Source organism: Devosia sp. Root413D1, from assembly GCF_001425235.1.
Classification (GTDB): Bacteria; Pseudomonadota; Alphaproteobacteria; order Rhizobiales; family Devosiaceae; genus Devosia_A.
On sequence record NZ_LMEA01000013.1, the window covers coordinates 140103 to 166360 of the forward strand.

Sequence of the window (26258 nt, forward strand, 5' to 3'; positions counted from 1 at the left end):
TAGGGGATGGCGCCCACGCTTGCAAAGGAATCCCGGCCCCAGTTGCCCCGACATCTGCTAGGATAGGGCGCGGCGTACTTGTCGAGACGGAGGAGGATCCGATGACGGCAATGAACATCGTGCATATGCGGGTAAAGCCCGGCCGCGAGGAGGAGTTCATCGCCCTCCACCGCGATATCGTCAGCTCGGACATGGCGGGCCTCCGCAATTTCTGGGTGGTCAAGACCGGTGAGCGCGACTTCTGTGTCGTCGGCGACTGGGCGGAGATGAGCAATCTGGTGCAGTCCCGGCCCCAGATGATCGCCATGCTCGACCGCTTCCGCGGGCTGCTCGAGGACCTTGGCGGCGGCCGAGGCGTCACCGAGCCCTGGTCGGGCGAGGTCGCGGTCCATCTGAGGCCGGAAATGAACGTCGAGAGCGCGCTCTAGGCCAACGCAAGAATGCGCCTCGTCAGCGCTCTCGCGGCAGCTTCATCGCCGCCTGCGGCGCGAGGGCCGGCACCTTGATCAGCCGCTCGGCTTTCTTTCGCCGCGGCACCGCCGGGAACAGCTCCTTGCGGGCCAGCACGCAGTGGACGCCTGCAAAGGTTGGCCCGAACATCCGGCCGGCCCGCTCGAAAAAGCGCGTCGATTTGAGCACCAGCGCGTGCTGCGACGGCGGCACATAGAGCGCGTCGCGCCATTGCTCGGGCACGAAGCTGTGGTCGCGCAGCAACCGCTCCAGCTGCCCGCGCGAGAACGGGTGTCCGTCGCCGAAGGGCGTCGTGTCGATCGACGACCAGGTGCCGCGGCGTTTCGGCACCACGACGATCAGCCGCGCATTGGGCGCCGAAACCCGCCACAGCTCGCGCATCAGTTCTTCAGTGTCGCTCACATGCTCGAAGGCATGCACCGCAATGATCAGGTCGACGGCGGCATCGGTGAGCGGCAGTTCCAGCGGGTCGCAGAGTACGGTATGCGACGGGCCCTCGCGCGGCCAGGCCGAAGCGCCCTGCCGGGCCGGCATCACAGCGATCACCCGTTCGGCCTTTTCCAGGGTGAAGCGCATATAGGGCGTGGCAAAGCCCAGCCCGAGCACCCGCAAGCCCCGCACATTGCCGGCAAAGCGCAGCACCTCCTCGCGCAGCAGGGCGCGGGAGATCTTTCCCAGGGGCGACTTGTAGAAGCCGATCAGCCGCTCGACATGCGAGGTCATGGCGTTGTCCGAAAACCTTCTCTAGTTTCTGTCATGCTTCGCTGCCGCATGCCACCCGCGCGGCGCGCGCCTGACCCGGAGACTCCCCCACGTGCCCCTCTTGATCGACACCTTCCTCTGCCGTTCCGACAATTTCGGCTACCTCGTCCACGATGTCGCCAGCGGCCGCACCGCCGCGATCGACGCGCCGGACGCCAAGGCCATCAAGGAAGCGCTGCAGCGCCGCGGCTGGAAGCTGACCGACCTGTTCATCACCCATCACCACACCGACCACGTCGAAGGCATTCCGGCCCTCAAGCGTGAATATGGGGTGCGCGTCGTCGGTCCCAAGGCCGAGGCTTCGAAGATCCTCGGGCTCGAGGTGCTGGTCTCGGCCAGCGATACCGTGTCGCTTGGCGATACCGACTTCATCGTCATCGAGACCCCGGGCCATACGCTGGGACACATCGTCTATTACGACCCGTCCGGCCGGCACCTGTTCTCCGCCGATGCACTGTTCTCGCTCGGCGTCGGCCGCATGTTCGAGGGCAAGCCCGGCCCGATGTGGAACGGCCTCGAGGAGTTGCGCGCCCTGCCCGACGATACGCTGGTCTATCCGGGCCACGAATACACCGCCTCGAACGCCGCCTTTGCCCTGAGCGTCGACCCGAAGAACCCGGCGCTCAACATCCGCGCCGCCGAGGTCAAGCGCATGGTCGAGGCCGGCAAGTACACCATTCCGGTGACGCTGGGGCTCGAAAAGGCCAGCAACCCGTTCCTCCGCGCCGATCAGCCGGTACTGGCCAAGGCCATGGGGCTTGCCGCCGATGCGGAACCCGCCAAGGTGTTCGCCGCTTTACGCAAGGCCAAGGACGAATTCAAAGGGTAGCGGATGCCCGACAAGCTGGCCTTCAAGCCGGTCACCCGGTCAACGGCCAAGGATTTCGAAACGCTGTTTGCCGGCCCGGGCGGGCCGAAACCCTGCTGGTGCATGACCTGGCGGGCCACGCCCGAGGAGATCAAGGACAACCAGGGGCCGGCGCGGCGCCGGCAGATCCTCGGCCGCATCGAGGACGGCGTGCCGGTCGGGCTGCTCGGCTATGCCGATGGCGAGCCGGTCGCCTGGGTGTCGATCGCGCCGCGGGACAGCTTCCGCAACCTCGGCGGCCCTGACCAACAGGCGGGCGAAGCGATCTGGTCGCTCACCTGCATGTATGTCCGCCGGCAGTTCCGCGGTGAAGGGCTCGGCCGCCAGCTCATTGCCGCCGCCATTGCCCATGCGCGGAAGCGCAAGGCCGACATCCTAGAAGCCTACCCTGTCGCCCCTTCGTCCCCCAGCTATCGTTTCATGGGGTTTGTCCCTGCCTTCGAGGGTTTGGGCTTCGTCGAGGTGGGGAAAGCCGGTACCCGCCGGCACGTGATGCGGTTAACCCTTTCTTGATGAAACACGGGAAACTGCCAACGAAACATTGCAACCTCTCCCGGTCATGGCGACGTTACTCCCATGGTCCGAGCGAGGCAGCCTAACGAGGCCGTCGCGCCGGACCGACACCAGGTCCGAGGCGATGGACGACAACGGGACGACAAAGCAGGTGTTCACGCTGCCGGTGGTGCAGGAAGCACCACGTGAGCGGCTGATGCTCGTCCACACCCCCGCGCACGCCGATTTCCTCAGCCAGCTGATCGCCGCCCGCCAGCACCTCGCGCCACAGCGCGAGCGCCGCCGGGCCCCGGTTGGGCAGGCGGTCGACGCTTATGCCAATGGCAGCAAGATCACGGTCCGGCGCATGCCCGCCGGCTACCGCAAAACCATCGTCACCTGAAGCGCTGAGTTGGGCGGTCTCAGCCGCCCGCCACCCTGAAGTGTGGGCGGCCTCAGCCGCCCATGGTCACGTCGCGGCCGGCGCCGGTGATCGAGACGGTAAAGCCCGCCACCACATCGACGATCGCCATCATCATCAGGATGAAGAACACCGAGCTCGCCGCCGCCCCGACGAGCAGGAATTCGACGAGGAAGATCACGAACACCACCACCGAGAGCATGTGCTCGATCACCGAGTTGCGTCCGGTATTGGTGGATTTCAGCACCTCGAAGAACAGGCAGACGAGGCCCACCACGAGGATCAGGTCGCCGGCCGTCAGCGACCACGAGACGCCCGAGACCATCGGAATGGTCAACAGCTGCTGGCTCCAGCCCGCCGGATTGCCGCCCATGAACAGGAAGGCAAAGAAGTTATAGGCGATCAGCGGGATCAGCAGCAGCGGCGGAATGAAGGCGCCGTTGCGCGCGGCGCGGCCACCCTGGGGGATGAATACCGTATTGTCGGACATGGCGCGTTCCCTGATCGGTTAGTGCGGGGCACAATGCCAAAGCCGGGCCGCCCCCGCCAGCCCCGCCGTGCGCTTTCGCACTGATGTGCTAAGAGCCCTGCCCCTGGATCAGAGCTTGAGCGGGCCGACCATCTGCTCGGGTTTCACTTCGGCGTCGAATTCCTCGCCGGTGAGGAGGCCCAGTTCGATGGCGCTCTCGCGCAGCGTCGAACGCTTCTTGTGCGCATGCTTGGCGATCTTGGCCGCATTATCATAGCCGATCTTGCGGTTCAGCGCCGTCACCAGCATCAGCGACTGATCGACCAGTTGCTTGATCCGGTCACGGTCCGGCTCGATCCCCACCGCGCAGTGATCGTTGAAACTCTTGGCCGCATCGGCAAGCAGCCGTACCGACTGCAGGAAGTTGTAGGCGATTACCGGCTTGAACACGTTGAGCTCGAAATTGCCCTGGCTCGCCGCAATGCCGATCGCCGCGTCATTGCCCATCACCTGCACCGCGACCATGGTGGTCGCCTCGGCCTGCGTCGGGTTGACCTTGCCCGGCATGATCGACGAGCCCGGCTCATTTTCCGGAATGGTGATCTCGCCCAGGCCCGAGCGCGGGCCGGAGGCCAGCCAGCGCACGTCGTTGGCGATCTTCATCAGCGCCGCCGCCAGCTGCTTCAGCGCCCCGGACGACCCGACAAATGCATCGTGACCGGCCATCACCGCGAACTTGTTCGGCGCGGTGACGAATGGCTGCCCGGTGAGCGTCGCGATCTCCGCCGCGACCGTCTCGCCGTATTTCGGATGCGCATTGAGCCCGGTGCCGACCGCGGTGCCGCCCAGCGCCAGCTCATAGAGCTGCGGTAGCGTGGCACGGATCGCCTTCAGCGCCAGGTCGAGCTGCGCCACCCAGCCGGAAATCTCCTGGCCGAGGGTCAGCGGCGTCGCATCCTGCAGGTGCGTGCGGCCGATCTTCACCACGCCCATGAACTCGGTCGCTTTGGCGTCGAGCGTATTCCTGAGCAGCATGACCCGGTCGACCAGGTAGTTCTCGATCGCCTCGACCGCCGCGATATGCATCGCCGTCGGATAGGTATCGTTCGACGACTGGCTCATGTTGACGTGGTCGTTCGGGTGCACCGGCTTCTTCGAGCCCATCACGCCACCGGCCATCTCGATGGCGCGGTTCGAGATCACCTCGTTGACGTTCATGTTCGACTGGGTGCCCGAGCCGGTCTGCCACACCACCAGCGGGAAGTGCTCGGCGAGCTTGCCGGCGATCACCTCGTCGGCAGCCGCGACCACCAGGTCGCGCGTCGCCTGGTCCATCAGCCCCAGCTTGTGGTTGGCGAGCGCCGCTGCCTTCTTGAGGATGCCGAAGGCCCGGATGATCTCGGTCGGCATCTTCTCGCCGCCGATGTCGAAATTGGCCAGCGAGCGGGCGGTCTGCGCCCCGTAGTACTTTTCCGACGGCACGTTGATCGTGCCCATGGAATCCGATTCGACGCGCGTGCCCATAGCCGGAAAAACCTCTGGAACAAATGGAAACGGCCGGCTCCCTGATCTGGGAGCCGGCCGCGAAATATCTATCGTTTGGTGCGCAAGGGAGCGCCGGCCCGAAGGCTTACGAGCTCTTGGGCTGCAGAATCTGCCGGCCGCGATACATGCCGGTCTTCAGATCGACGTGGTGCGGACGACGCAGCTCACCCGAGTCCTTGTCTTCGACATAGGCCGGGGTGGCCAGCGCATCGGCGGAGCGGCGGAACCCGCGCTTCATCGGCGAGGTCTTGCGCTTTGGCACTGCCATGGTTGTTACTCCTGGATCAATAGCGTTTCGCCGAAGGCGTTCCGGCGTCTAACAGACAGGGTCTGTCGGGAATTGGGGGCGTCTATAGAGCACAATCGCACGGATGGGAAGGGGCGAAATTGGCTCATGTGCGGGTTTGCGGCGCAGTTCCTGCACCAGTGCAAATCCGCTACAAGCGCTCGACCCTCCCGGACGCTCCAACCGTGACCTACAGCTTTCCCGACGAACTCGCCAGCACTGCCAGCGATATCGAGCAGGCGCTCGACGCTCTGCTCACTGCCCCTGCCCTTTCTGGCCCCGGTATCCCGGCCGACCGCCTGATCGCGGCGATGCGCCACGGCAGTCTCAACGGCGGCAAACGCCTCCGTCCCCTGCTGGTTCGCCAAGCCGCCGGCGTCTTCGGCACCGCGCCTGCCACGACCATCCCTGCCGGCCTCGCCGTCGAGATGATCCACTGCTACTCGCTGGTGCACGACGACCTGCCGGCGATGGACGACGACGATCTGCGCCGCGGCCAGCCCACTGTCCACAAAGCCTATGACGATGCCACCGCCATCCTCGCCGGCGATGCGCTGTTGACCCACGCCTTCGCCCTGCTCGCCGATGAGGCCACCCATCCCGATCCCGCCATTCGTGTTCGTCTCGTCACCGAGCTCGCGACCTGCGCCGGAGCCGGCGGCATGGTCGGCGGCCAGATGCGCGACATCGAGGGCGAGACGAGTTTCCTCACCGAGCGCGCCATCGCCCAGATGCAGGCGATGAAGACCGGCGCCCTGATCCGCGCCGCCGTGCGGATCGGGGCCATCCTCGGTGGCGCCTCGAACGCCGACCTCGCCCACCTCACCAGCTACGCCGAAGCTGCCGGCCGCGCCTTCCAGCTCGCCGATGACATCCTCGACGTCACCGCCTCCGCCGAAGCGCTGGGCAAGGCCACCGGCAAGGACGCCGAAAAGGGCAAGCAGACCATCGTCGCCCGCATCGGCGTCGAAGCCGCCCAGCGCCAGCTCGGCGAGGTCATCCACGACGCGCTCACCGCACTGCTCCCCTTCGACCACCGCGCCGACGGCCTCCGCGCCACCGCCCGGTTCTTCGCCGAACGGGAGAGCTAGCGGGCTGACCGCTGCCACCGGTGGCTGCGGCCCCCCACCCCTGTCCCCTCCCCCTCTAGGGGACGCGTAGCGCCCCGGAATGGGGAGGGAGAGCCTCACTCTGAGTTCGCCGTTTGTCGTCTCCCTCCCCCTGTTTGAGGGGGAAGGGACAGGGGTGGGGGTCATCCCGCACTGGCGCTAGAGATGTTCTAGGTCATGGGCCCTCTCCCGCCCATCAAACCCATAAGCCCGCTGCACCAGCGCGATGCGGATCTGGTAACCCGCATACCATTCGGCCCGTCCGCGCCGCTGCGCCTCGTCGTGCTCGACTACGGCCTTCCAGTTGCGGATGGCATCCTCATCGGTCCAGAACGAATTGAGGATGCCGAAGCCGCTGGCGTCGCGGCAGCTCTCAAAACCGAGAAAGCCCGGCTGTCGGCGCGCCAGCTCGAGCATCGCGGCGCCCATCTCGTGGTGCCCGTTGTCGCCGGGGGTTCGCTGCGAGGCGAAGCTGACCATGTAATAGGGCGGCTCGGGCAGAGTTGGGCTCGGCATTTTGAGGCCTTCGGCGCGATTCTGACGCCGGGAGCATAGCAAGCTGGCGCCGGTGGCCCCTACTGCTGCCTGAGGTTACCCGTCAGCCACAGCACGACGAGCAGCACGGCCAGCACCCCGAGCCACAGCCAGCGCCGTCGCGCCGCTTCGCCGGTGAACAGCCAGTCGCGCAGGCGGCTCATTCGGCTGCGGTCTTTTCGGCCGTGCCGAAGCGCTTCTCGATATAGTCGGCGACCATCACCTTGAACTGCTCGGCGACGTCGGCGCCGCGCAGCGTGGCGACCTTCTGGCCATCCACGAACACCGGCGCCGCCGGGGTTTCGCCGGTGCCGGGGAGCGAGATGCCGATATTGGCGTGCTTGGATTCCCCCGGGCCGTTGACGATGCAGCCCATCACCGCCACCGACAGGCTTTCGACGCCCGGATAGCGTTCCTTCCATTCCGGCATCGACGCACTCAGGTGGTCCTGGATTTCCTTGGCCAGCACCTGGAAAGTCTGCGACGTGGTGCGCCCGCAGCCCGGGCAGGCCGCGACCACCGGCAGGAACTGCCGGAAGCCCATGGTCTGCAGCAGCTCCTGCGCCACCCGCACTTCCTGCGTGCGGTCGCCGCCCGGCTCGGGCGTCAGCGACACGCGAATAGTGTCGCCGATCCCCTGCTGCAACAGGATGCCCATGGCCGCCGAGGAGGCGACGATGCCCTTCGAGCCCATGCCGGCCTCGGTCAGACCCAGGTGCAGCGCATAATCGCAGCGCGCCCCGAGGTCCTGATACACCGCGATCAGGTGCTGGACGTCCGACACCTTGGTCGAGAGGATGATCTTGTCGCGCCCGAGCCCGAGCTCCTCCGCCCGCTGCGCCGAGAGCAGCGCCGACTGGATGATCGCCTCGCGCTGCACCGCGGCCGCCGAAACCGGCGTCGCCGAGGCGGAATTCTCGTCCATCAGCCGGGTCAGCAGCTCTTCGTCGAGCGACCCCCAGTTCACCCCGATGCGCACTGGCTTGTCGTACTTCATCGCCAGCTCGATCAACGTCGCGAACTGCGTGTCGCGCTTCGCCTTGAAGCCGACATTGCCCGGGTTGATCCGGTATTTGGCCAGTGCTTCCGCCGCCGCCGGATGGTCGGTCAGGAGCTTATGGCCGATATAGTGGAAATCGCCGACGATCGGCACAGTGATGCCGCGCGCTGCCAGCCGGTCGCGGATATGCGGCACGGCTGCCGCGGCCTCATCGCGATCGACGGTGATGCGGACGATCTCGGAGCCGGCGCGCCACAGCTGCGCCACCTGGCGCACTGTCGCCTCGATATCGGCGGTATCGGTATTGGTCATCGACTGCACGACGATCGGCGCGCCGCCGCCCACCATCACGCCACCGACATTGACGCCGACCGACTGCCGACGGGGAGAAATGCTCATCGAAAACCCCTGGAGCGCTTCAGCGAGAGTTGCAGTCGCTTCCCGCTCGAAGCGCGACAATCATGGACTTGCCGCCTCAGCAAATAGGCCTTTGAGGTTGAGGGCGCAATGTTACGAATGCGTGACCGATTGAAGCGAGCCGCTCATGACCTTCCAAGCCTATCTCGACAATATCGAGAAGCAGACCGGCGTCACGCCGGACCAGTGGATCAGCCTTGCAACCACCAAGGGCTTCACCAAACCCGGCACCAAGGCCACACAAATCACCGATTGGCTGAAGGCCGACTACCAACTCGGCCACGGCCACGCCATGGCGATCGTCAAGCTGCTGAGGGATCGCGCCGGACTGAAGTAGCACCGCTTCAGTCGACGGCTATCGCCTCGATCTCGACCAGCAGTGGTGGCGCAGCGAGGGCCTTCACCACCAGCAGCGTCGTCGCCGGTGGCGGTGACGGCAAGCCGCCGCCGGCCGCCTGCATGAAACCGGGGATCAGGCTGTCGTCGGTGAGGTAAATCGTCACCTTGGCGAGGTTGGCCGGGGTCATTCCCGCTTCCGCCAGCACGGCATTGAGGTTGGCGACGGCGATCTGCGCCTGCTCGCCGATATCGGCGCCCATCCGACCGGCTGCGTCGACGCCAACCTGCCCCGAAATGTAGAGCGTGCGCGTGGCGTTGGTGGCAAGCGCGCCGTGACTGTACGGAGCCTGCGGGGCATTGCCGCCGGGGTTGAGCATTGTCAGCATGGTGGATCCTCTCACTGCTTCTTGTTGTGTTGGGCACGGCTGGCATGCAGCCGCTCGAACGTGGCGCTGACCGCCCCTCGCATCGCTTCGAGGCTGGTGCCACTGCGCGAAAGCGTCAGCACGCCATGGTAGAGCAGCACCAGTTGCATGACCTCGCGTTCGGCGCCGACCGAGCCGATCTCGCGGGCCAGCACGCTCGCAATCCCCTCGCGCACCAGCGTCAGCGTTTCGGCAATGCCATCCGACGCGATGCCCGGTGCAGTGCCGAACTCGATGATCGAATTGTTGACGAGGCAGCCGTAGCCATCCGACAGCGGCGGTTCCAGTACCGAAAGATACAGCTGCTCCAGCTCTTCGAGCCCCGCATCCGCCCCGGCGAACGCGGCGACCCGTTGGCGCACGAAGCCGTGCACGTAGTGCTCGAGCGCCGCCCGGAACAACCCGGCCTTGTCCCCGAACGCATTATAGATGCTGCCCGACACGAGCCCGGTTGCCCGCTCCAGCTCGGCGATCGAGGCATCGCGATAGCCATGCTGCCGGAAGGCATTGCCGGCGGCTGCAAGGACGGCGTCGCGATCGAAGCTGCGTGTTCTAGCCATGGCAGAATTGTAGAACGTACATTTTAGAATGCAAGTTCTAAAATCTACACCGAGTCTGCGACCGTCTGCAGCACCCCTTGAAGCCGTCATGGGCCGAGACCATTTCTACGGCATGAACAGGTTCTCGCTCCTCGCCCGCTTCCTCACCTTCCGCAAGGAACTCATCACGCTCTGGCGGGCCTTCGTCTCCGCCGAGACGCCGGTGCACCTGAAGGCGCTGATGCTGCTGGTGCCGGCCTACCTGTTGAGCCCGATCGACCTGATCCCCGACATGATCCCGCTGCTCGGCTGGGTCGACGATTTCATCGTCGTGCCGCTGCTGGTCAGCCTGATCGTGAAGCTGCTGCCGCAGAAGGCGCCGATCTACCGGCGTACGGCCGACGGCGCCAAGGAGATCGACGGCACCTATCGCCGGCGCTGACCATGGCGCTCAGCTCAGAACAGTATGGCCGCGACAAACCCCAGTCGCTGAAACACTGGCTGGCGAGCTTCCTCGACGGGCTGCTGGACCGATTGCCAGTCCTCTAGCTAGATCGTTTCACGGTTGAGTCGTACTGCCCCTTACCCCAACCCTCTCCCAGGGGGACCGTGGTTGTAGCAATGTGGACGGAAGGCCGCGCCGTCGCGGCGACCGCACTAGTTTGGCTTGTTCGATAGTGGGCGCAACGGCAGGACTTGAACCTGCGACCTCCCCGCCCATAATGGGTCTTGCTACAGAATCCCAAAGTGTCGAAAACGGGGTGCTCTTCCGGCTGAGCTACGTTGCGAAACTTAGAAAGTAACCTCTTCATCCGCCGCTGACGAGGTCGTCTCCTCAGCTGGGCTTTCAAAACCGCCGCTCTCGAACGCCGGTGCGGTGGGGGGCACGTAGATGTTGTTTGCCTTCACCGTGATACGGTCGCCGCTCGAAAGCGGAGCCACGATCACCACGAAATTCGTGACAAGCTCGTACCGCGAACGGTTGGTGATATACATTTCGCCAGTGTCATAGTCTTGCCGCGGAATCTGGCTGCTGGCGGTGTAGGTTCCGGCGTAGAAAGCCACGCCCATGTCCTGAAGGACCTTAATCTGCTCACCAATCTTGACCGCTGCCCGCAGCCTATCTGACAGCGTGAGCGTGATGTTGTCCTGGGCTCGACGCCACGGGTCAGGCATAAGCTCTTCGAGCTTGCTGATGACGCTCGTGAGCGCTTCGATATTCTCGGGGGTGGGCTCTGCTTCGCAGGCGATCTTGCCGTCAAAGCTGTCGCGCACAACGTTGAGCAGCGCTATTCCAGACTGGACTCGGTTGAGGACAACAAGGCTCTTCGCCGTGAGTTCGTCGAGCTCTTCTGTCTGCGTCTCTACCGAAATGATCTGCGAAACAGGGACGTTGAGCGCCGCTGCAAGGCTCGAGAGCGTCTCCATCTGCAGCCGGGTTCCCTGCTCGGCCCGCTGCACGGTTCGACGATCGACCTTGCTCATAATGGCGAGCTTTTCCTGAGTCATGCCGGCGCTCTCGCGGAGCTCCCGCACTCTTTCGCCGTTTGACACTGTCATCTGCTTTTCCATGACCCTGCTATAGCCGACATTCAGGCGACAGCAACACGTCATGCACGCGGCACACGCGCTGTCAGACCACGGATAGATACGAAATAGGTGCGGCTAACCCTTCGTCGTCGGCGCCGTAAAGCGGCACAAGTTCGGAGGGATGCGCAACGGGAAGCGGCAGCGAGCTTCATCCGGCTTCCAGGCTGCGCCTTGGGCGATGGACGGCAAGCGCCATTCTGTGCTCACCACTGCCGAAAACTGACAGTTACCCGGTCCAGGGTCTCCGCGATGACGGAGACCGACCATGACCAAGTACTGGATCGCAGTGGCCTCAGCCGAACACGCCCGTCGCGGGCGCGCCGGCTTCATGCAGGTCAACCACGGCAAGAAAGCCCCGCTCCAGCGCATCCGCGCCGGCGATGGGGTCACCTACTACTCGCCGGCCGAGACCATCGGCGGCAAGGACCGGCTGCAAAGCTTCACCACCATCGGCCGGGTGCGCGACGAAGCGCTCTACCAGGGCGTGATGGGCGGCGACTTCACACCCTGGCGACGCAATGTCGATTACGTCGAGGCAGTCGAAGCCCCGATCGCACCACTGCTCGAGCGGCTCGAGTTCACCCGTGGCAAGGCCAACTGGGGTTACCAGATGCGCTTCGGCCTGTTCGAGATCAGTGAGAGCGACTTCCGCACCATCGCCACGGCAATGGGTGCGGAAGTCTGAGGCTTATTCGAACCGGACCAGGAGGTCCTTGGCGTCGATCTGGTCGCCTGGCTTCACCGTGACCTCGGCGACAATGCCGTCGGCTTCGGCGTGGATGGCGGTTTCCATCTTCATCGCTTCGATCGACAGCAGCACGTCGCCGGCCACCACCTTGTCGCCGACCTTGATGCCGAGCGACGAGATCACGCCCGGCATCGGCGCGCCGATCTGCTGGGCGTCGCCCAGGGCCGCCTTGGCCCGGACCTTCACCTCGCCGACCTTCAGCCGGTCCGGCACGGTGATGGTGCGCGGCTGGCCGTTGAGGTCGAAGAAGACGCGCACTTCACCCTTTTCGTTGGTCTCGGTACGGCCCTGGTAGGTCAGCACCAGGGTCTTGCCCTTCTCGAGGTCGAGGAACACTTCCTCGCCCTCCTTGAGACCATAGAAATAGATCGGCGTCGGCAGCACCTCGGTGGGGCCGTACTTGTCCTGCGTCTTGACGAAGTCCGCATACACCTTGGGATACATCAGGTACGAGGCGAGCCGCTTGTCATCGACCTCACCGCCGATGTCCTTGACTACCTTCTTGCGCTCGGCCTCGAGATCGACGTCTTTGAGGTATGAGCCCGGCCGTTGGGTCAGCGGCTTCTTGCCCTTCAGCACCTTCTTCTGCAGGGCGGCGGGGAACCCACCCGGCGGCTGGCCCAGGTCGCCAGCAAAGAACCCGACCACCGAATCCGGGAAGGCGATATCGCGCTGCGGGTCCTCGACATCGGCGCGGGTCAGCCCGGCCGACACCATGGCCAGCGCCATATCGCCCACCACCTTGCTCGACGGCGTCACCTTCACGATGTCGCCGAACATCTGGTTCACGTCGGCATAGGTCTGCGCCACCTGGTGCCAACGGCTTTCCAGACCAAGGGAACGGGCCTGCTCCTTAAGGTTGGTGAACTGCCCGCCCGGCATTTCATGCAGGTACACTTCCGAGGCGCCGCCCTTCAGGTCGCTCTCGAAGGCGCGATACTGGTTACGCACCGCTTCCCAGTAGAACGAGATCTCGCGGATCACCTTCTGGTCGAGCCCGGGGGCACGAGGCCCATCCTTCAGCGCCGCGACGAGCGAGCCGAGCGTCGGCTGCGACGTCGTGCCCGACAGCGCGTCCATTGCCGCATCGACCGCATCGACGCCGGCATCCACCGCCGCCATGATCGTCGCGGAAGCCGCGCCCGAGGTGTCGTGCGTGTGCAGATGGATCGGCAGGCCGATTTCCTGCTTCAGTGTCTCGATCAGTTTCTTGGCCGCGGCGGGCTTCAGCAGCCCCGCCATATCCTTGAGCCCCAGCACATGCGCGCCGGCGGCTTCGAGCTCCTTGGCCAGCCCGACATAATATTTGAGGTCGTACTTGGCCCGATCGGGGTCGAGCAGGTCGCCGGTATAGCAGATGGCGCCTTCGGCCACCTTGTCGGCCTCGATCACCGCGTCGATCGAGACGCGCATGTTCTCTACCCAGTTGAGGCAGTCGAACACCCGGAACACGTCGACCCCGCCCTTCGCCGCCTGCGAGACGAAGAACTTCACCACGTTATCGGGGTAGTTAGTGTAGCCGACGCCGTTCGAACCGCGCAGCAGCATCTGCGTCAGGATATTGGGCGCGCCCTCGCGCACTGCCGCAAGCCGCTCCCAAGGGTCCTCGTTGAGGAAGCGCATCGACACGTCGAAGGTCGCGCCACCCCAGCATTCGAGCGAGAACAGGTTCGGCAGCCCGCGGCTATAGGCCCGGGCGATACGCGTGATATCGAACGAGCGCATGCGGGTGGCGAGCAGCGACTGGTGCGCATCGCGCATCGTCGTGTCGGTGAACAGCACCTGTTCCTGCGCCTTCATCCAGCGCGCCAGGCCCTTGGGCCCGTCACGGTCGAGAATCTGCTTTGATCCCTCGACGACGATCAGCGGCTCGTATTCGGGCACCACCGGCGCCGCGGCGTCGGCCGGCGGCCGCGGCCGGTCGCGCACTTCCGGGTGGCCGTTGACGGTGACGTCGGCGATATAGGTGAGGAGCTTGGTCGCCCGGTCCTGCCGCTGCTTGAAATCGAACAGCGCCGGCGTCGTGTCGATGAACCGCGTGGTGTAGCGGTTCTCGATGAAATCCGGGTGAGTGATGATGTTCTCGAGGAACGCCAGGTTGGTCGCGACGCCGCGGATGCGGAACTCGCGCAGCGCCCGGTGCATGCGGGCGATCGCCTCGTCAGCGCTCGGCGCCCAGCAGGTGATCTTTTCGAGCAGCGGATCGTAGAACCGGGTGACCACCGCACCGGCATAGGCGGTGCCGCCATCGAGGCGTACGCCGAACCCGGTCGCCTCGCGATAGGCGGTGATGCGGCCATAGTCCGGAATGAAGTTGTGCTCCGGATCCTCGGTGGTGACGCGGCACTGGATGGCATTGCCATTGAGCCGGATGTCTTCCTGCTTCGGCACGCCGGATTCGGGCGTGCCGATCACCGCGCCCTCGAGCAGCCGGATCTGCGCCTTCACGATATCGATGCCGGTGACCACTTCGGTCACCGTGTGCTCGACCTGGATGCGCGGGTTCACTTCGATGAAGTAGAATTTGTCGGTATCGGCATCGAGCAGGAACTCGACCGTGCCAGCGCCCCGGTAGTTCGCCGCCTGGCCCAGCCGGATCGCCGCGCCGGTGAGGTCGTCGCGCACCTGTTGGCTGAGATACGGCGCCGGCGCGCGCTCCACCACCTTCTGGTTGCGCCGCTGCACCGAGCAATCGCGCTCGAACAGGTGCACTAGGTTCCCGTGGTCGTCGCCGATCAGCTGCACCTCGACGTGGCGGGCCCGCTCGATCAGCTTTTCGAGGTACATCTCGTCCTTGCCGAACGCCGCCTTGGCTTCGCGCTTGCCCTCGGAGACTTCGTGGACCAGCGTCGACTCGTCCATGATCCGGCGCATGCCGCGACCGCCGCCGCCCCAGCTCGCTTTCAGCATCAGCGGATAGCCGATCGCGGCGGCCATGCGCTTGACTTCATTCATGTCGTCGGGGAGCGCCTCGGTCGCCGGCACCACCGGCACCTCGGAGGCGATCGCCATGTTGCGCGCCGCCACCTTGTTGCCGAGGTCGCGCATCGTCTGGGCCCGCGGCCCGATGAAGATGATCCCTGCATCCTCGCAGGCGTCGGCGAACTCAGGGCTCTCCGAGAGCAGGCCATAGCCCGGGTGGATCGCGTCGGCGCCCGAGATGCGGGCGATGCGGATATATTCGTCGATCTGCAGATAGGCTTCGACCGGGCCCTTGCCCTTGCCGATCAGGTACGCTTCGTCGGCCTTGAACCGGTGCAGCGCCAGCTTGTCCTCTTCGGCATAGCAGGCGACCGTCTTGATGTTCAGTTCGTTGGCGGCGCGAAACACCCGGATGGCGATTTCGCTACGGTTGGCGACAAGGATTTTCTTGATCGGCATCGATTTAACCCGAGCAGGAGGGGGCGAGGCACGCGAGTGCCGGCAAGGGAGACGAGGGCCGCGGCCCGAGGGGCCGCTGCCCCTATTTCTGGCTCAGATGTCCCGCGAGGTGGGACATGTCGTAACCCGCATTCGCTGCCGCCGAGATGATCTCGGAGGCCGGCGCCTTGCCGGCCTGGCTCAACGCCCACAGGGTCGTCGAGCGGGTGCCGGAACGGCAGTAGCAGAACACGGGGCCGGTGCTCCCCTCGAGCACCTGTTTGGTCTCCTCGACCATCTGGGCGCTGATGCCCTCGCGGCCGAGCGGAATGTAGTGATAGGCGAGGCCGGCGTCGTGCGCCGCTTGCTCGATCGTCGCGCCGGAAGGCTGGTCCGGGGATTCCCCGTCCGGCCGGTTATTGATGATAGCGACGAAACCCTGGGCCTTGATGGCGGCCACATCCTCGGGGCTGATCTGCGGGGACACGCTCACGTGGTCGTTGATCCGCTTCACGTCCAAATCACATACTCCGATAGATATGCCTGGGTCTTCCCGGAAGCCTTTATAGACATCGGCCTCGTCGGGAGGCAAGGCGCGCCAGCGCCAGCCCTAAGTCTCACGACTTTGGATTAGGTCTCGTGCAACGGCTTCCGCATATAAACCGCCTTGCCGTTGAGGAAATCCTCGATCCGGTCCACGACGAACCCGATCCGCGTGTACAGCGCGACATTGCTCTCGAACGCTCCGTTGGTGACGAGCCGCAGTTCGGGATGACCGGCCGCGATCGCTCGCTGCTCGGTAGAGGCCAGCAGCATGCGCCCAATGCCACGGCCCTGCGCCACCGGCGCCACCGCGACATTGTCGATCCACAGGTGGTCGGGGTGCGGCACCGTCGCGATCAGCCCGAGAATGGTCTCTCCCTCGACCGCCAGGTCGAACCGGTGCTCGCGCACCGCCTTCTCGTAGTCGACCCGCATCGGCATCGGCTCGCGTCCGATCAGCGGCACCCATTTGGCATAGGCTGCCACCACGATGGCAGCGATGGCCCCCGCCTCATGCGGCTCGGCGATGCGGATCTTGATGGGGTCTTGGGTGATCATGGCCTAGAGCTACGCCCTCAGGCGGCGGAAGCAAAGCGCGACCGCAGCGGTTCCGGCCGGGCCAGCAAATAGCCCTGCAGCGCCGTTACCCCGGCTTGTTGCAGGAACTGCAGCTGCTCGGCGGTCTCCACCCCCTCGGCGATCACCTCAACCTGCATCGACTGCGCGATCTTGGCGATCGAGGTGACGATCAGCCCGTCGATCCGGCTGCCCGGCAGGTTGGCGACGTATGAGCGGTCGATCTTGATGATGTCGAACGGAAAGCCCCTGAGATATTCGAGGCTGGCGAAACCGCTGCCGAAATCGTCGATCGCCACCCGCACCCCAAGCGCCCGCAGCGCCTCGATATTGCTCAGTTCCACCGTCCCGGATTTGAGCGGCAGCGACTCGGTGATCTCGATGACGATCTGGCTGCCGCTGATTCCGGCCTCCATCAGGATATCGGCAAAGCGCTCGGCGAAATCGCCGCGCCGCAACTGCACCACCGAAACATTGATGCCGACATGCGGCGTTCCGAGCGCCGCGAGATCGGCCGCGGCGCGCCGCAATACCCAGTCGCCCAGCTTGTCGATCAGGTCGGACTGCTCGGCAATGCCGATGAAATCGCCGGGCGGCACCTGTCCGCGCACCGGATGCTGCCAGCGCACCAGCGCCTCATGGCTGACGAGCGTCGTGCCGTCGACGGCAAAGATCGGCTGGTAGTGCAGCTCGAGCTCGTTGAGCAGGATCGCCGCGCGCAGGTCGCGCTCGACGAAGCGCTTGTGCCGCTCGTCGGCCATCAGCTCACTCTCGAACGCCACGGTCGCGGCCCGGCCTTCCTTCTTGCCCTTGTAGAGCGCCAGGTCCGCCTTGGAGATCAGCTCATCCAGCTCGGCCGCGTCCTGCGGCCACAGCGCCACCCCGATGGTGGCCGAGAGCCGGATCGGCCGCCCCTCAATGCTGATCGGCTGGCCCAGCGTGGCAAGAATTTGGTCGCCCAGCCGTACCAGCGCCGGCCTGCTGTCCTGGCCGATGAGCGCAATGCCGAACTCGTCGCCACCGAGCCGGCCGATCAGCGCATCAGGCAGCAGGGTCTTCAGCGTCTTCACCAGGTGCACCAGCGCCGCGTCGCCGGCGCCATGGCCGTGCGAGTCGTTGAGCACCTTGAGCTTGTCCATGTCGATCTGCAGGTAGGCGACCGGCCGGTCGTTGCCATAGAGGCTCTGCTTCAGCGCGCTGAAGAAGTACGAACGCGTGTGCGCCCCGGTCAGCGCGTCGCGATAGGCGAGATCGAGCAGTTGCCGCTGTTCCTCGGCAGCACTCGCCAGCTCCTGCCGCAGCCGCACATAGCCCCAGCGCAGCAGCAGCAACAGGCTGGCGCCGGCCAGCACCCGCACCACCACCATCTCGATGGCGCGGGGATCGGTGAAATAGCCGATGAGCGCGATCACGCCCGTCACCACGATCAGCGCCGCAACCCCGGCGAACACCAGCCGGTAGGTCCTGATGACATGCTGCAGTGAGGCTTGGCGTTGCAACGAAAGGGCCTCCTGGCTCCGCCGGAGCGCTTTCAGGGAAAGTTGAGAGACTTTTCCCTCTCGAAAGCGCGACAAAACAATCGATGACACGCGGCCTGCCGCGCACAATCGTGCGGCAGCCTCCTCCCAGAAGCTTTCGGAAGGCCTAACGACGAAGAATTATGACAACGAATACAAGCGCCTAGGGCGATGGCGCCGAATGATCGGCCAAGCAGGCTAGCCAGGCTTCATGACAGTGCAGCAACTGTCGCCCTGGTGCCGCAAGCGTGGCTAATGAAGCGTTACTGCGGCGGCGGCTCGGCCGGCGGCTCCAGTGGCGGCAACCCGACCCACGGTCGCCAGATTTCGCTGCGTTCGGCGATAAACCGGTCGGCCACGGTTTCCACCGTCGCTCCTGCCTCGCCCAGTTGCTGCAACATCAGGTTCATTTCGGCGAACGGCATGCGCGCCCGGCCGAAATAGGCCGCGACCTGCGGCGCGTCGAGATAGACCCACTCGGCCAGCGCCACCACGACCGGGTCAGGGGCAAAGCCGGTCGGCGTCGGGGAAGCGCAGGTGGTGCGCCCCATGCACAGGAACGCATCGCGGTCATAGGCGGCGAGCGTCACCGGCTTGAAGGCGAACTGCGCCAGCACCGCATTGGGCTGCCAGTAATAGAACAGGATCGGCTCGTTCCGTCCTACCGCCTCGGCGATCAGCGTATCGAGTTCGAACCTATTGGCCGGCTCGACGATATCGAACAACTGGTCGAGCCCGTAGGCGCGCAGCATGTTGCGGTTCACCACGGCGCAGCCCCAGTCGACCGGACAGGAGATGAACTTGCCGCGCCCATTGCCGTCGCCGAAATCGGCGGCATGCGCCTTGAGCCCCTCGATCGTCGTCACCTCCGGCCACTGGGTCGCGGCGTATTCGGGCACGAACCAGCCTTCGAAGGTGATATCGGCATAGGGCGCTCCGGCCTGCCGCACCTTCTGACCCTTCATCGCGGCGTTCCAGATATCGGCGATCCGCCCGATCCACAGCTCCGGCGCCACCGCGGGCTGGCCGGTGGCGCCCATCGACGAGCCCGTGGCGGCCAGGTCGCCTTCCTGTACCGCGACGTTGCAGAAATAGTTGGCGGTGAGGAGCCGCGAATGCACCTCGGCCAATAGCGCCGAGGATGGCCAGGCCATGCGCGCGATGGCCAGTTGCTGCGTGCCGCAGGGCGGCGGAGGCGGCGCCTCGCCGATCGCCGGATCGGCCGCCGCGCCCCCGGCGGGCGGGTCGAGGGTTTGCACGGACTCCTGCGCCACGGCGCTCTCAAGCGACAGAGCCAGTACGAGAATGAAGAGGCAGCGCAGCAGCTTTGTCATCGGACCGGGCACAAGGAACGGATCAGAGGGGAACTTATAGGGCCGGAACCCCTTAAGACAAATGTCCGGCGGGACTTTTACCACTTGATCAAAAGCGGATGACTCGCCTTCGCAATTTATGCAATATCGCCCGCAGCGGGGCACGGGTTGTGCCCCCGTTGATTGTTGCTTCGGTGGAGACGGCGGTAAACAACGCCGCACGGCGGAGCGACGTTGCAGAGGGACATCATGAACAAATCCAGTATCCTTGGCCTCGCCGTTGCCGCGACCGTGCTCGGTCTCGCAGTTCCGGCGCTCGCCGAAGACGTCAAGATCGGCATTCTTGGCGATCTGACCGGGCCGATCGAAAGCCTGGCGCCGCCGATCGTCGCCGGCGCCCAGCTGGCCTTCGACCAGGTCAACGCCCAGGGCGGCATCCTCGGCGGCGGCAAGATCGTCTCCGTCACCGGTGATAGCGCCTGCGATCCGTCCGTGGCCGGCCCGGCCGCCGACAAGCTCGTCAACACCGACCAGGTGACCGCCATTGTCGGCGCCTTCTGCACCGGCGCCACCATCGGCGCTGCCACTGCTGCCGGCATCCCGGGCGGCGTCGTGCAGATCTCGCCGTCGGCTTCGGCGCCGGCGCTCACCACGCTCGAAGACAATGACCTGGTCTTCCGCACCACTCCGTCGGACGCCTTCCAGGGCGTCAAGCTTGCTGACCTCTTGACCCAGAAGGGCATCAAGGACGTTGCCGTCACCTACGTGAACAACGACTACGGCAAGGGTCTCGCCGACGTGTTCGTCGCCCAGTTCACCGCCAATGGCGGCACTGTGTCGGCCAACATCGCGCATGAAGACGGCAAGGCCGACTATCGCGCCGAGCTCGGCCAGCTGTCCTCGGGCGGCTCGCAGAACCTCGTCATCCTCGCCTACGCTTCGGGCTCGGGCAAGACTGTGCTGCAGCAGGCCATCGAAGGCGGCGAATTCACCGCATTCGTCGGCGGCGACGGCATGATCGGCGACGACCTGGTGACCGGCCTCGATCCGGCTGCCGTCAACGGCAAGATCATCGCCACCCGCGCCGGTGCCTATACCGGTGCCTCGGCCGACACCTACATCAAGCTGGCGACCGATGCCGGCCAGGACCCGGCGGCGACCTATGCGCCGCAGGCTTACGACGCTGCGTTCCTCCTCGCCCTCGCGATCGAGAAGAACGGTTCGGCCAAGCGCGAAGGCCTTTCGGCCGCTCTGCGTGAAGTCGCTTCGGCTCCGGGCGAGAAGATCCTGCCCGGCGAGTGGGCCAAGGCGCTCGAGTTGATCAAGGCCGGCACCGACATCGACTATGATGGCGCTGGTGGTCCGGCGGACTTCGACAAGGCCGGCGACGTCGACGGCATCATCGTCGAGGTTGGCGTCACCGACGGCAAGTTCGTCGAAGTCGGCCCGGTGAAGTAAGCACCTTCCCGAGGCCTCAGGCCTGCACCAATTCCGAGGCCCGGGAGCGATCCCGGGCCTTTTTCTTTTGCCGCCTCTTGCAAGCAGACCGTTGGTCTCTTAATTACAGACCATCGTTCTCTTATTGAGGTGCAGCCATGAGCTGGTCGACCAAGGACATTCCGGATCAATCGGGCAAGCTTGCCCTCATCACCGGCGCTACCGGTGGGTTAGGTTATGAAACCGCACTGGCGTTGGCGCGTGCCGGCGCCGACGTGGTGCTGACCGGCCGCAATGCCGATAAGGGCGCCGCCGCCCTCGCCCGCATCCGCGCCGAAGTGCCGCGTGCAAAGGTGTCGTATGAGAGTCTCGATCTCGCCGCTCTCGCCAATGTCGCCGCCTTCGCCGAGCGCTTCACCAGCGCGCACGACCATCTCGACATCCTCGTCAACAATGCCGGCGTCATGGCGCCACCGCAGCGCGAGCTGACCGCCGACGGGCTCGAGCTGCAGTTTGCCACCAACTACCTGTCCCACTTCGCGCTGACCGGCCTGCTGTTGCCGCTTCTGGTGGCGGCAGCAGCACCCAGGGTCGTCTCGCTCGCCAGCGTAGCAGCCCGAGGGGGCAGGATCGATTTCGCCAACCTGCAGTCCGAGCATGACTACAAGCCGATGGTTGCCTACAGCCAGACCAAGTTGGCTTGCCTGATGTTCGGCTTCGAGCTGCAGCGGCGCAGCGACGCTGATGGCTGGGGGATTGCGAGTATGGTTGCGCATCCCGGAGTGGCGCGAACCGAGCTGATCGTCAACGGCATGGGTGACTCGAGCCCAGCCGGCTTGGCCCGTCGCTATCTCTCCATGCTGTTCCAGCCGGTGCCGCAAGGCGCGCTGCCAACCCTGATGGCAGCTACCGACATCCATGCCAGACCTGGCGGCTACTATGGCCCGCGGGGGCTATTCGAGATCCGGGGATACCCGGGCGAAGCCTCGATCCCAGCCCAGTCGACCGACCTCGAGGTTGCCCGCAGGCTGTGGCAGGCCTCCGAGCAGCTGACCGGTATCCGCTTCCCCGATCGCGCCAGCGTTGCGGCTTGACAGTGGTCGCGGCGCGCCGCACCACAGCATCCGATGACCACGACGACATTCCAGCGGGCCCGAAAGCCCGAGGAGATCAGCGCACGCCGCGAGACCCTGCTCGCGGCGGCGGCTGAGTTGTTCGATGCCGAGGGCCCACTCGGCGCCGGCCTCAACGCTATTGCCGCCCGGGCCGGCTTTACCAAGTCCAATGTCTACCGTTACTTCGAGAGCCGCGAAGAGGTATTGCTGAGCCTGTTCCTCGCCGAGATGGAACACCTGGTTCCGGCGCTCTCGGCCGCTCTCGCCGCAACGCCCACAGGCGACCTCGACGCGCTGGCACGCTGCCTCACCGAGCAGTTCATCTCCCGGCCCCGGTTTGCGCACCTCGCTTCGATCCTCTCCAGCACGCTCGAGGCCAACGTCTCGGAGGACACCATCGTCATGGTGAAGCGCACCATGGGCGGCATGACCGCTGAGATGGCCGCGGCACTCCGCACCCGATTGCCAAAAGCGTCGACCGAGGATGCACTGTGGGCCATGGCCATGATCGGCTCGCTGGTCGTCGGCATGTGGCCGGGCGCCCATCCAGCGCCCGCCGCCGAGCGCGTGCTGTCCCGCCCGGAATTCGCCCGGCACCGCCCCAACATCGAACGCGACCTGCCCCGCGCGGTGCGGGCGATCCTTGCCAGTATTGCTTAGCGGGTAGGTTGCTGCCGCCGGTGGCTGTGGCCCCCCACCCTTGATCCCTCCCCGCAAGGGGGAGGAAGACGCAAACTGAGGGGGTAGTGTTAGGGTCTCCCTCCCCCTTGCGGGGAGGGGACAGGGGTGGGGGTCAGCCCGCACCGGCACCAGAGATCACGCCCCCAGCCGCCTCGCCTCGATCCGCTTCTCTTGGGCGCTGACCGTCACCTCCAGATGCTCCGCCTGCGCCACGTCGAGCACCTGGCTCGGCCGATAGGCGCAGACATTGCTGCCGCCGCGGTGGCGCACGCTGTCATAGAGCACGCCGTCTTCTCCAGCAGCCCGCAGGCCTTCGCCGAACGCCTGCCCCGCCGCATAGCTGTCGGAGGCATGCAGCTCCGGTTCGCTCCCGCGGATATCGCGATAGCTGCCCGCGAGCCGCGCCGTATAGCTGCGGAAGGTGCGCTGCAGCGTCTCCGTGCCGCGGGCCAGCGCTTCGCGCCTCAGATGATGCCCGACCTCGGCGATCGCAGTGACCAGCGCCGCCGCGGCGTACCAGGCGCCGAGCTCCGGCCCGTTGAAGCGCGAACCGCCCGGCGCTGCATGCAGGAACGCCGCCATGACGATGCTGGAATTGGCCCGGCCGAACACCCACTCGTGCTGCGGCAGGCGCGCCAGCCGCTGCCTGACCAGCCGGTCATTGGTCCAGCCGGCGAGCTCCATCACCGCCTCGGCATCGGCGGTGGTGGCGACAGTGTCGAACAGCCCGATCGGTGGAAATCGCGACGGGATCAGCCGATGGCTCGGCTGCGGGGCGGGCGCCTGCATCAGCGGATGACGATGTCGCTGTCTTCGTACGGGGTGAACGCCGCATCCAGCGCATTGGGTGGCATGTAAAGCCCACCGCGCGCCGCATCGAGGAAGCGCCGCACCGCCATCAGCCCGTCCTGCGTGCCCGAAGTGACCAGCGCCAGTGGCGGCTGCCCACCAAACAGCGGCGCCAGATGCGGCCCCTTGAGCCAGCGCACCCCTGCGGCCTCGTCGGCAAACAGCACACCCAGCGCCTGATGGATGCCGAACACCGCCGAGATGCGCAGCAGCGCATCGAGATCGAGCGTGAACGGCTGCAGCTCCCGCGCCAGCTTGGCCCAATGATGGTAGGTCGAGCGCGAGGGATAACCGAGCACCAGCCGCCGCTGCTCCTCATTGAGGCCCCAGAGCTCGGCGATGTTGAGGAACGTCCGGAGCGCCGGCCCGCTCAGCCGGCGCCGGTTGGGCGCCGTGAACCGGCCGAAATCGACGATGTCGTCGCTGCCATTCGCCGGTACGAACGCCGCCTGCGGCTTTTCACGGAACCCGAACTGCATGATACGCTCCTTGTCCGGATCAAGACATAGTCCAAATCCAGACAATTTACAAGCACACCCTCCAGATCTGGCCCGAGCCTGTCGCTACGCCTCGCGCCGCACCACTTCCGGGATCAAGCCACGCGGCGCGTAGCGGAGCGCGATGGTGATCACCACGCCGAGCACGAACACTCGCATCTGGCTGGCGCGCGACTGGATTTCTGGGATCGCGCCCCAGCCCATATCGGTCGACCAGTTCGAGATGTTGTTGAACAGCCACTGCGACACCGGATCGGAGATCATCCAGGTGATGTAGATCAGCAGCGCCCCGAACACCGCACCCCAGTTATTGCCCGCCCCGCCGACGATCACCATCACCCAGATCAGGAAGGTGTGGTTGATCGGCTGATAGGCGCCCGGATCGTAGATCTGCTGGAAGCTCACCAGCATGGCGCCGCCGATGCCCATCAGCACCGAACCGAGCACGAAGATCTCGAGCTGCCGCCGGGTGACGTTCTTGCCCATCGAGGCCGCGGCGATGTGGTTGTCGCGGATCGCCCGCATCATCCGGCCCCATGGCCCGCCATAGGCGCGCTGCACCAGGAAGAAGGCAACGGCGAGCACGATGATCACGAGGCCCAGGAAGCCCAGCCGCGCATAGATGAACGACTCCGAGATCGACACGCCCTGCGCCTGCAGGTCCTGCGGGATCGGTGTTGGCCACGGGATCGGCGACACGGTCAGCGTGCCGCGGGTCAGCCAGTCCATGTTCTTCAGCAGCGCGCGGATGATCTCCGAGATGCCAATGGTGGCGATGGCGAGGTAGTCGGTGCGGAGCCCCAGGCAGATCTTGCCCACCACATAGGCGACACCGGCTGCCAGCACCCCGCCGAACAGCCAGCCGAGCACCGGATGGAGACCGAGCCCACCGACCCAGCCGCCGCCGGAAGTCTCGATATAGGCCGCCGCCGGATCGATCTGGCTGCGATAGACGGTGTAGGCGACGATCCAGGCAAGAACGGTGACGACGCTCTTCCACCGCCCCTTGATGCCGATGCGATCGGCGTGCCGCGCCCCCCAGACCAGCAGGAACCCGGCGAGGAACGCCAGCAGCGCCTTGCCCAGCATCAGCGGCCCTTCCGAGCCCCAGAACTGCGCGTTGACCGGATAGGAGATGAAGGTGACGGCCGCGCCGCCCAGCATCAGCATGCCCATGATGCCGAAGTTGAACAGCCCGCCATAGCCCCACTGGATATTGAGGCCGAGCGCGATCAGTGCATAGGCAAAGCTCTGCACCAGGAGCAGCGAGATATTGGCGGCGCCGAGGAACCAGCCGATCACCGTGAACAGCACGAACAGGCCGGCGAACATCACGAGGGAGCGACGCGCGATCATGTCGAGGCTCCCTTGAAGATACCAGTCGGGCGCCACAGCAGCACCACCACGAGGATCACGAAGGCCACCGTCAGCTTGTACTCGGTCGGCACGATTGCCAGCGTCGCCGGCAGCTCGAACGGCAGTGAGCCGGCCACAGGCCTGAGCAGCACCGACCAGTTGAAGATCGCCAGCGTCTCGGCAAAGCCGATCAGGAAACCGCCGGCGATGGCGCCGTAGGATTGCCCCAGCCCACCGACGATTGCCGCCGCGAAGATCGGCAGGACGATGTTGAACGCCAGGTCCGGCTTCAGGTTGACGTCGAGCGCCAGCATGGTGCCGGCCATCGCCGCGAGCGAGCCGGCAATGATCCAGGTTACCCGCACCACCAGCTTGGTGTTGATGCCCGAAACCTGCGCCAGGTCGGCATTGTCAGCCATGGCGCGCATCGCCTTGCCGAGCCGCGAACGGGTGAGGAAGAAGTGCAGCGCCAGCACCGCCACCGCGGTGCAGAGCACCATCAGCAATTGCGGCTGGGTGAAGTTGATGGTGCGGGTGACGCCCTCGAGCGGCACCGGGATGCGCACCAGCTGCTTCTGCTCGGTCTCGAAGAACGAGTAGGTGCCCGAACCGAAGAACAGCCGGATCATCCCCTGGATGATCAGCGTCACGCCGATCGAGGCGATCAGCATGGTCACCGGTCGTGCCCCGCGTTTGCGCAGCGGCGCGTAGAACCCCTTGTCGAGCCCCAGCGCGATGATCGCGGCGAGGATCATCGCCAGCGGCAGCACCAGAAAGCCGGTCGGCACCACCGGGGTGGTGATGCCCAGCGCCGTTGCCGCCATGGCGAGCAGGAACGCGATGAACGCCCCCATGGTCATCATGTCGCCATGGGCGAAATGCGCGAAGCGCAGGATCCCGAAGATCAGCGTCACGCCGATGGCGCCGACCGCATAGATCGAGCCCAGCACCACGCCGGCGACGACGACGTTGTTGAAAAAGAAGATCAGTTCATTCATT

At 65.5% G+C, this 26258-nt stretch carries 30 protein-coding genes and 1 tRNA gene; 11 read left to right on the plus strand and 20 right to left on the minus strand.

All coding sequences use genetic code 11. The features are described from left to right. The first annotated feature begins 101 nt into the window (after nt 1-101). A complete protein-coding gene (locus ASC89_RS25935) occupies nt 102-428 on the plus strand; it encodes a hypothetical protein (RefSeq protein WP_055886735.1) in 327 nt (108 codons plus the stop codon). Nucleotides 429-450: 22 nt separating this feature from the next. On the opposite strand, the gene ASC89_RS25940 is transcribed toward ASC89_RS25935, so the two are convergent. Further along, on the minus strand, nt 451-1194 hold the full coding sequence (locus ASC89_RS25940) for a class I SAM-dependent methyltransferase (protein ID WP_055886738.1): 744 nt from the start codon (nt 1192-1194) through the stop codon (nt 451-453). A 91-nt stretch (nt 1195-1285) separates the two neighbouring features. Between ASC89_RS25940 and gloB the strand changes: the two genes are divergently transcribed. From gloB to ASC89_RS25955, 3 genes are all read left to right on the plus strand, one after another. Continuing rightward, complete coding sequence (gloB, locus tag ASC89_RS25945; protein WP_056003468.1) at nt 1286-2062, plus strand: hydroxyacylglutathione hydrolase; 777 nt, start codon at nt 1286-1288, stop codon at nt 2060-2062. A gap of 3 nt (nt 2063-2065) precedes the next feature. Beyond that, nucleotides 2066-2614: a GNAT family N-acetyltransferase gene (locus tag ASC89_RS25950; RefSeq protein ID WP_056003473.1), complete on the plus strand. Its 549-nt coding sequence runs from the start codon at nt 2066-2068 to the stop codon at nt 2612-2614. A 124-nt stretch (nt 2615-2738) separates the two neighbouring features. Then, the gene (locus tag ASC89_RS25955; RefSeq protein ID WP_055886749.1) at nt 2739-2996 is read left to right on the plus strand and encodes a hypothetical protein; all 258 of its coding nucleotides are present in this window, start codon (nt 2739-2741) and stop codon (nt 2994-2996) included. A 52-nt stretch (nt 2997-3048) separates the two neighbouring features. Here the strand turns inward: ASC89_RS25955 and ASC89_RS25960 are convergent, their stop codons facing one another. The 3 genes from ASC89_RS25960 to rpmF form a co-directional block, all read right to left on the minus strand. Then, nucleotides 3049-3504 carry a hypothetical protein gene (locus ASC89_RS25960; RefSeq protein ID WP_244488559.1) on the minus strand — a complete coding sequence of 152 codons (456 nt, stop codon included), beginning with the start codon at nt 3502-3504 and terminating at the stop codon, nt 3049-3051. Nucleotides 3505-3612: 108 nt separating this feature from the next. Next, on the minus strand, nt 3613-5007 hold the full coding sequence (gene fumC, locus ASC89_RS25965) for a class II fumarate hydratase (protein WP_056003476.1): 1395 nt from the start codon (nt 5005-5007) through the stop codon (nt 3613-3615). A 106-nt stretch (nt 5008-5113) separates the two neighbouring features. Beyond that, nucleotides 5114-5296 (minus strand): 50S ribosomal protein L32, encoded by a 183-nt coding sequence (rpmF, locus tag ASC89_RS25970; protein WP_055886755.1) that lies wholly within the window; start codon nt 5294-5296, stop codon nt 5114-5116. 203 nt (nt 5297-5499) lie between these two features. On the opposite strand from rpmF, the gene ASC89_RS25975 reads away from it, so the two are divergent. Next, nucleotides 5500-6405 (plus strand): polyprenyl synthetase family protein, encoded by a 906-nt coding sequence (locus ASC89_RS25975; protein ID WP_056003923.1) that lies wholly within the window; start codon nt 5500-5502, stop codon nt 6403-6405. Between the two features lie 177 nt (nt 6406-6582). Here the strand turns inward: ASC89_RS25975 and ASC89_RS25980 are convergent, their stop codons facing one another. From ASC89_RS25980 to ispG, 3 genes are read right to left on the minus strand one after another with little or no spacing between them, the layout of a single operon-like run. Then, nucleotides 6583-6939, minus strand: coding sequence for an antibiotic biosynthesis monooxygenase (locus ASC89_RS25980; protein ID WP_056003479.1), 357 nt, complete (start codon nt 6937-6939; stop codon nt 6583-6585). Nucleotides 6940-6998: 59 nt separating this feature from the next. Beyond that, nucleotides 6999-7121, minus strand: coding sequence for a hypothetical protein (locus ASC89_RS29175; RefSeq protein WP_274532731.1), 123 nt, complete (start codon nt 7119-7121; stop codon nt 6999-7001). Next, a complete protein-coding gene (gene ispG, locus ASC89_RS25985; protein ID WP_056003925.1) occupies nt 7118-8356 on the minus strand; it encodes a flavodoxin-dependent (E)-4-hydroxy-3-methylbut-2-enyl-diphosphate synthase in 1239 nt (412 codons plus the stop codon). Before ispG ends, ASC89_RS29175 begins: the two co-directional genes overlap by 4 nt. Nucleotides 8357-8501: 145 nt before the next feature. Between ispG and ASC89_RS25990 the strand changes: the two genes are divergently transcribed. After that, nucleotides 8502-8711: a DUF4287 domain-containing protein gene (locus ASC89_RS25990; RefSeq protein ID WP_056003481.1), complete on the plus strand. Its 210-nt coding sequence runs from the start codon at nt 8502-8504 to the stop codon at nt 8709-8711. A gap of 7 nt (nt 8712-8718) precedes the next feature. Here ASC89_RS25990 and ASC89_RS25995 read toward each other — a convergent pair whose 3' ends face one another. Next, nucleotides 8719-9099: a RidA family protein gene (locus tag ASC89_RS25995; RefSeq protein ID WP_056003484.1), complete on the minus strand. Its 381-nt coding sequence runs from the start codon at nt 9097-9099 to the stop codon at nt 8719-8721. Nucleotides 9100-9110: 11 nt separating this feature from the next. After that, a complete protein-coding gene (locus ASC89_RS26000; RefSeq protein WP_056003487.1) occupies nt 9111-9698 on the minus strand; it encodes a TetR/AcrR family transcriptional regulator in 588 nt (195 codons plus the stop codon). A gap of 88 nt (nt 9699-9786) precedes the next feature. On the opposite strand from ASC89_RS26000, the gene ASC89_RS26005 reads away from it, so the two are divergent. Next, nucleotides 9787-10119, plus strand: a complete 333-nt coding sequence (locus ASC89_RS26005; RefSeq protein ID WP_056003491.1) for a YkvA family protein — start codon at nt 9787-9789, stop codon at nt 10117-10119. A 236-nt stretch (nt 10120-10355) separates the two neighbouring features. Here ASC89_RS26005 and ASC89_RS26010 read toward each other — a convergent pair. Together ASC89_RS26010 and ASC89_RS26015 are read right to left on the minus strand one after the other, a co-directional pair. Further along, nucleotides 10356-10465: transfer RNA gene (locus ASC89_RS26010), tRNA-OTHER, on the minus strand. A gap of 4 nt (nt 10466-10469) precedes the next feature. Further along, nucleotides 10470-11291 carry a helix-turn-helix domain-containing protein gene (locus ASC89_RS26015; protein ID WP_082533611.1) on the minus strand — a complete coding sequence of 274 codons (822 nt, stop codon included), beginning with the start codon at nt 11289-11291 and terminating at the stop codon, nt 10470-10472. Nucleotides 11292-11532: 241 nt separating this feature from the next. Between ASC89_RS26015 and ASC89_RS26020 the strand changes: the two genes are divergently transcribed. Further along, nucleotides 11533-11952, plus strand: coding sequence for an EVE domain-containing protein (locus ASC89_RS26020; protein WP_056003497.1), 420 nt, complete (start codon nt 11533-11535; stop codon nt 11950-11952). Nucleotides 11953-11955: 3 nt separating this feature from the next. Here the strand turns inward: ASC89_RS26020 and pyc are convergent, their stop codons facing one another. The 5 genes from pyc to ASC89_RS26045 form a co-directional block, all read right to left on the minus strand. Beyond that, entirely contained in the window at nt 11956-15396 is a 3441-nt protein-coding gene (pyc, locus tag ASC89_RS26025; RefSeq protein ID WP_056003500.1) for a pyruvate carboxylase, read from the minus strand. An 82-nt stretch (nt 15397-15478) separates the two neighbouring features. Continuing rightward, nucleotides 15479-15889 (minus strand): TIGR01244 family sulfur transferase, encoded by a 411-nt coding sequence (locus tag ASC89_RS26030; RefSeq protein ID WP_244488567.1) that lies wholly within the window; start codon nt 15887-15889, stop codon nt 15479-15481. Nucleotides 15890-16005: 116 nt separating this feature from the next. Beyond that, nucleotides 16006-16476, minus strand: coding sequence for an N-acetyltransferase (locus tag ASC89_RS26035; RefSeq protein ID WP_056003502.1), 471 nt, complete (start codon nt 16474-16476; stop codon nt 16006-16008). Nucleotides 16477-16493: 17 nt separating this feature from the next. Then, nucleotides 16494-17993 carry a bifunctional diguanylate cyclase/phosphodiesterase gene (locus ASC89_RS26040; protein WP_056003505.1) on the minus strand — a complete coding sequence of 500 codons (1500 nt, stop codon included), beginning with the start codon at nt 17991-17993 and terminating at the stop codon, nt 16494-16496. A 281-nt stretch (nt 17994-18274) separates the two neighbouring features. Further along, a complete protein-coding gene (locus tag ASC89_RS26045) occupies nt 18275-19345 on the minus strand; it encodes a glycine betaine ABC transporter substrate-binding protein (protein ID WP_056003508.1) in 1071 nt (356 codons plus the stop codon). Between the two features lie 228 nt (nt 19346-19573). Between ASC89_RS26045 and ASC89_RS26050 the strand changes: the two genes are divergently transcribed. From ASC89_RS26050 to ASC89_RS26060, 3 genes are all read left to right on the plus strand, one after another. After that, on the plus strand, nt 19574-20782 hold the full coding sequence (locus ASC89_RS26050; protein WP_197421420.1) for an ABC transporter substrate-binding protein: 1209 nt from the start codon (nt 19574-19576) through the stop codon (nt 20780-20782). A gap of 137 nt (nt 20783-20919) precedes the next feature. Beyond that, nucleotides 20920-21855 carry an SDR family oxidoreductase gene (locus tag ASC89_RS26055; RefSeq protein WP_056003512.1) on the plus strand — a complete coding sequence of 312 codons (936 nt, stop codon included), beginning with the start codon at nt 20920-20922 and terminating at the stop codon, nt 21853-21855. 33 nt (nt 21856-21888) lie between these two features. Continuing rightward, a complete protein-coding gene (locus tag ASC89_RS26060; protein ID WP_056003515.1) occupies nt 21889-22536 on the plus strand; it encodes a TetR/AcrR family transcriptional regulator in 648 nt (215 codons plus the stop codon). Nucleotides 22537-22692: 156 nt separating this feature from the next. Here the strand turns inward: ASC89_RS26060 and ASC89_RS26065 are convergent, their stop codons facing one another. The 4 genes from ASC89_RS26065 to ASC89_RS26080 all read right to left on the minus strand — a co-directional run bounded on the left by ASC89_RS26065 (nt 22693) and on the right by ASC89_RS26080 (nt 26257). Beyond that, entirely contained in the window at nt 22693-23349 is a 657-nt protein-coding gene (locus ASC89_RS26065) for an RES family NAD+ phosphorylase (RefSeq protein ID WP_056003927.1), read from the minus strand. Continuing rightward, a complete protein-coding gene (locus ASC89_RS26070; protein ID WP_082533612.1) occupies nt 23346-23885 on the minus strand; it encodes an MbcA/ParS/Xre antitoxin family protein in 540 nt (179 codons plus the stop codon). Before ASC89_RS26070 ends, ASC89_RS26065 begins: the two co-directional genes overlap by 4 nt. Before the next feature lie 84 nt (nt 23886-23969). Beyond that, the gene (locus ASC89_RS26075; protein ID WP_056003518.1) at nt 23970-25259 is read right to left on the minus strand and encodes a branched-chain amino acid ABC transporter permease; all 1290 of its coding nucleotides are present in this window, start codon (nt 25257-25259) and stop codon (nt 23970-23972) included. Further along, nucleotides 25256-26257, minus strand: a complete 1002-nt coding sequence (locus tag ASC89_RS26080) for a branched-chain amino acid ABC transporter permease (RefSeq protein WP_055886816.1) — start codon at nt 26255-26257, stop codon at nt 25256-25258. Before ASC89_RS26080 ends, ASC89_RS26075 begins: the two co-directional genes overlap by 4 nt. Between the last annotated feature and the right edge of the window lies 1 nt (nt 26258).

Coding starts and splice junctions, on each gene's coding strand:
- ASC89_RS25935 (WP_055886735.1), top strand. CDS start 102: ATGACGGCAATGAACATCGTGCATATGCGGGTAAAGCCCGGCCGCGAG.
- ASC89_RS25940 (WP_055886738.1), bottom strand. CDS start 1,194: ATGACCTCGCATGTCGAGCGGCTGATCGGCTTCTACAAGTCGCCCCTG.
- ASC89_RS25950 (WP_056003473.1), top strand. CDS start 2,066: ATGCCCGACAAGCTGGCCTTCAAGCCGGTCACCCGGTCAACGGCCAAG.
- ASC89_RS25955 (WP_055886749.1), top strand. CDS start 2,739: ATGGACGACAACGGGACGACAAAGCAGGTGTTCACGCTGCCGGTGGTG.
- ASC89_RS25960 (WP_244488559.1), bottom strand. CDS start 3,504: ATGTCCGACAATACGGTATTCATCCCCCAGGGTGGCCGCGCCGCGCGC.
- fumC (WP_056003476.1), bottom strand. CDS start 5,007: ATGGGCACGCGCGTCGAATCGGATTCCATGGGCACGATCAACGTGCCG.
- rpmF (WP_055886755.1), bottom strand. CDS start 5,296: ATGGCAGTGCCAAAGCGCAAGACCTCGCCGATGAAGCGCGGGTTCCGC.
- ASC89_RS25980 (WP_056003479.1), bottom strand. CDS start 6,939: ATGCCGAGCCCAACTCTGCCCGAGCCGCCCTATTACATGGTCAGCTTC.
- ASC89_RS29175 (WP_274532731.1), bottom strand. CDS start 7,121: ATGAGCCGCCTGCGCGACTGGCTGTTCACCGGCGAAGCGGCGCGACGG.
- ispG (WP_056003925.1), bottom strand. CDS start 8,356: ATGAGCATTTCTCCCCGTCGGCAGTCGGTCGGCGTCAATGTCGGTGGC.
- ASC89_RS25990 (WP_056003481.1), top strand. CDS start 8,502: ATGACCTTCCAAGCCTATCTCGACAATATCGAGAAGCAGACCGGCGTC.
- ASC89_RS25995 (WP_056003484.1), bottom strand. CDS start 9,099: ATGCTGACAATGCTCAACCCCGGCGGCAATGCCCCGCAGGCTCCGTAC.
- ASC89_RS26000 (WP_056003487.1), bottom strand. CDS start 9,698: ATGGCTAGAACACGCAGCTTCGATCGCGACGCCGTCCTTGCAGCCGCC.
- ASC89_RS26005 (WP_056003491.1), top strand. CDS start 9,787: ATGGGCCGAGACCATTTCTACGGCATGAACAGGTTCTCGCTCCTCGCC.
- ASC89_RS26015 (WP_082533611.1), bottom strand. CDS start 11,291: ATGACGTGTTGCTGTCGCCTGAATGTCGGCTATAGCAGGGTCATGGAA.
- ASC89_RS26020 (WP_056003497.1), top strand. CDS start 11,533: ATGACCAAGTACTGGATCGCAGTGGCCTCAGCCGAACACGCCCGTCGC.
- pyc (WP_056003500.1), bottom strand. CDS start 15,396: ATGCCGATCAAGAAAATCCTTGTCGCCAACCGTAGCGAAATCGCCATC.
- ASC89_RS26035 (WP_056003502.1), bottom strand. CDS start 16,476: ATGATCACCCAAGACCCCATCAAGATCCGCATCGCCGAGCCGCATGAG.
- ASC89_RS26045 (WP_056003508.1), bottom strand. CDS start 19,345: ATGACAAAGCTGCTGCGCTGCCTCTTCATTCTCGTACTGGCTCTGTCG.
- ASC89_RS26050 (WP_197421420.1), top strand. CDS start 19,574: ATGAACAAATCCAGTATCCTTGGCCTCGCCGTTGCCGCGACCGTGCTC.
- ASC89_RS26055 (WP_056003512.1), top strand. CDS start 20,920: ATGAGCTGGTCGACCAAGGACATTCCGGATCAATCGGGCAAGCTTGCC.
- ASC89_RS26060 (WP_056003515.1), top strand. CDS start 21,889: ATGACCACGACGACATTCCAGCGGGCCCGAAAGCCCGAGGAGATCAGC.
- ASC89_RS26070 (WP_082533612.1), bottom strand. CDS start 23,885: ATGCAGTTCGGGTTCCGTGAAAAGCCGCAGGCGGCGTTCGTACCGGCG.
- ASC89_RS26075 (WP_056003518.1), bottom strand. CDS start 25,259: ATGATCGCGCGTCGCTCCCTCGTGATGTTCGCCGGCCTGTTCGTGCTG.
- ASC89_RS26080 (WP_055886816.1), bottom strand. CDS start 26,257: ATGAATGAACTGATCTTCTTTTTCAACAACGTCGTCGTCGCCGGCGTG.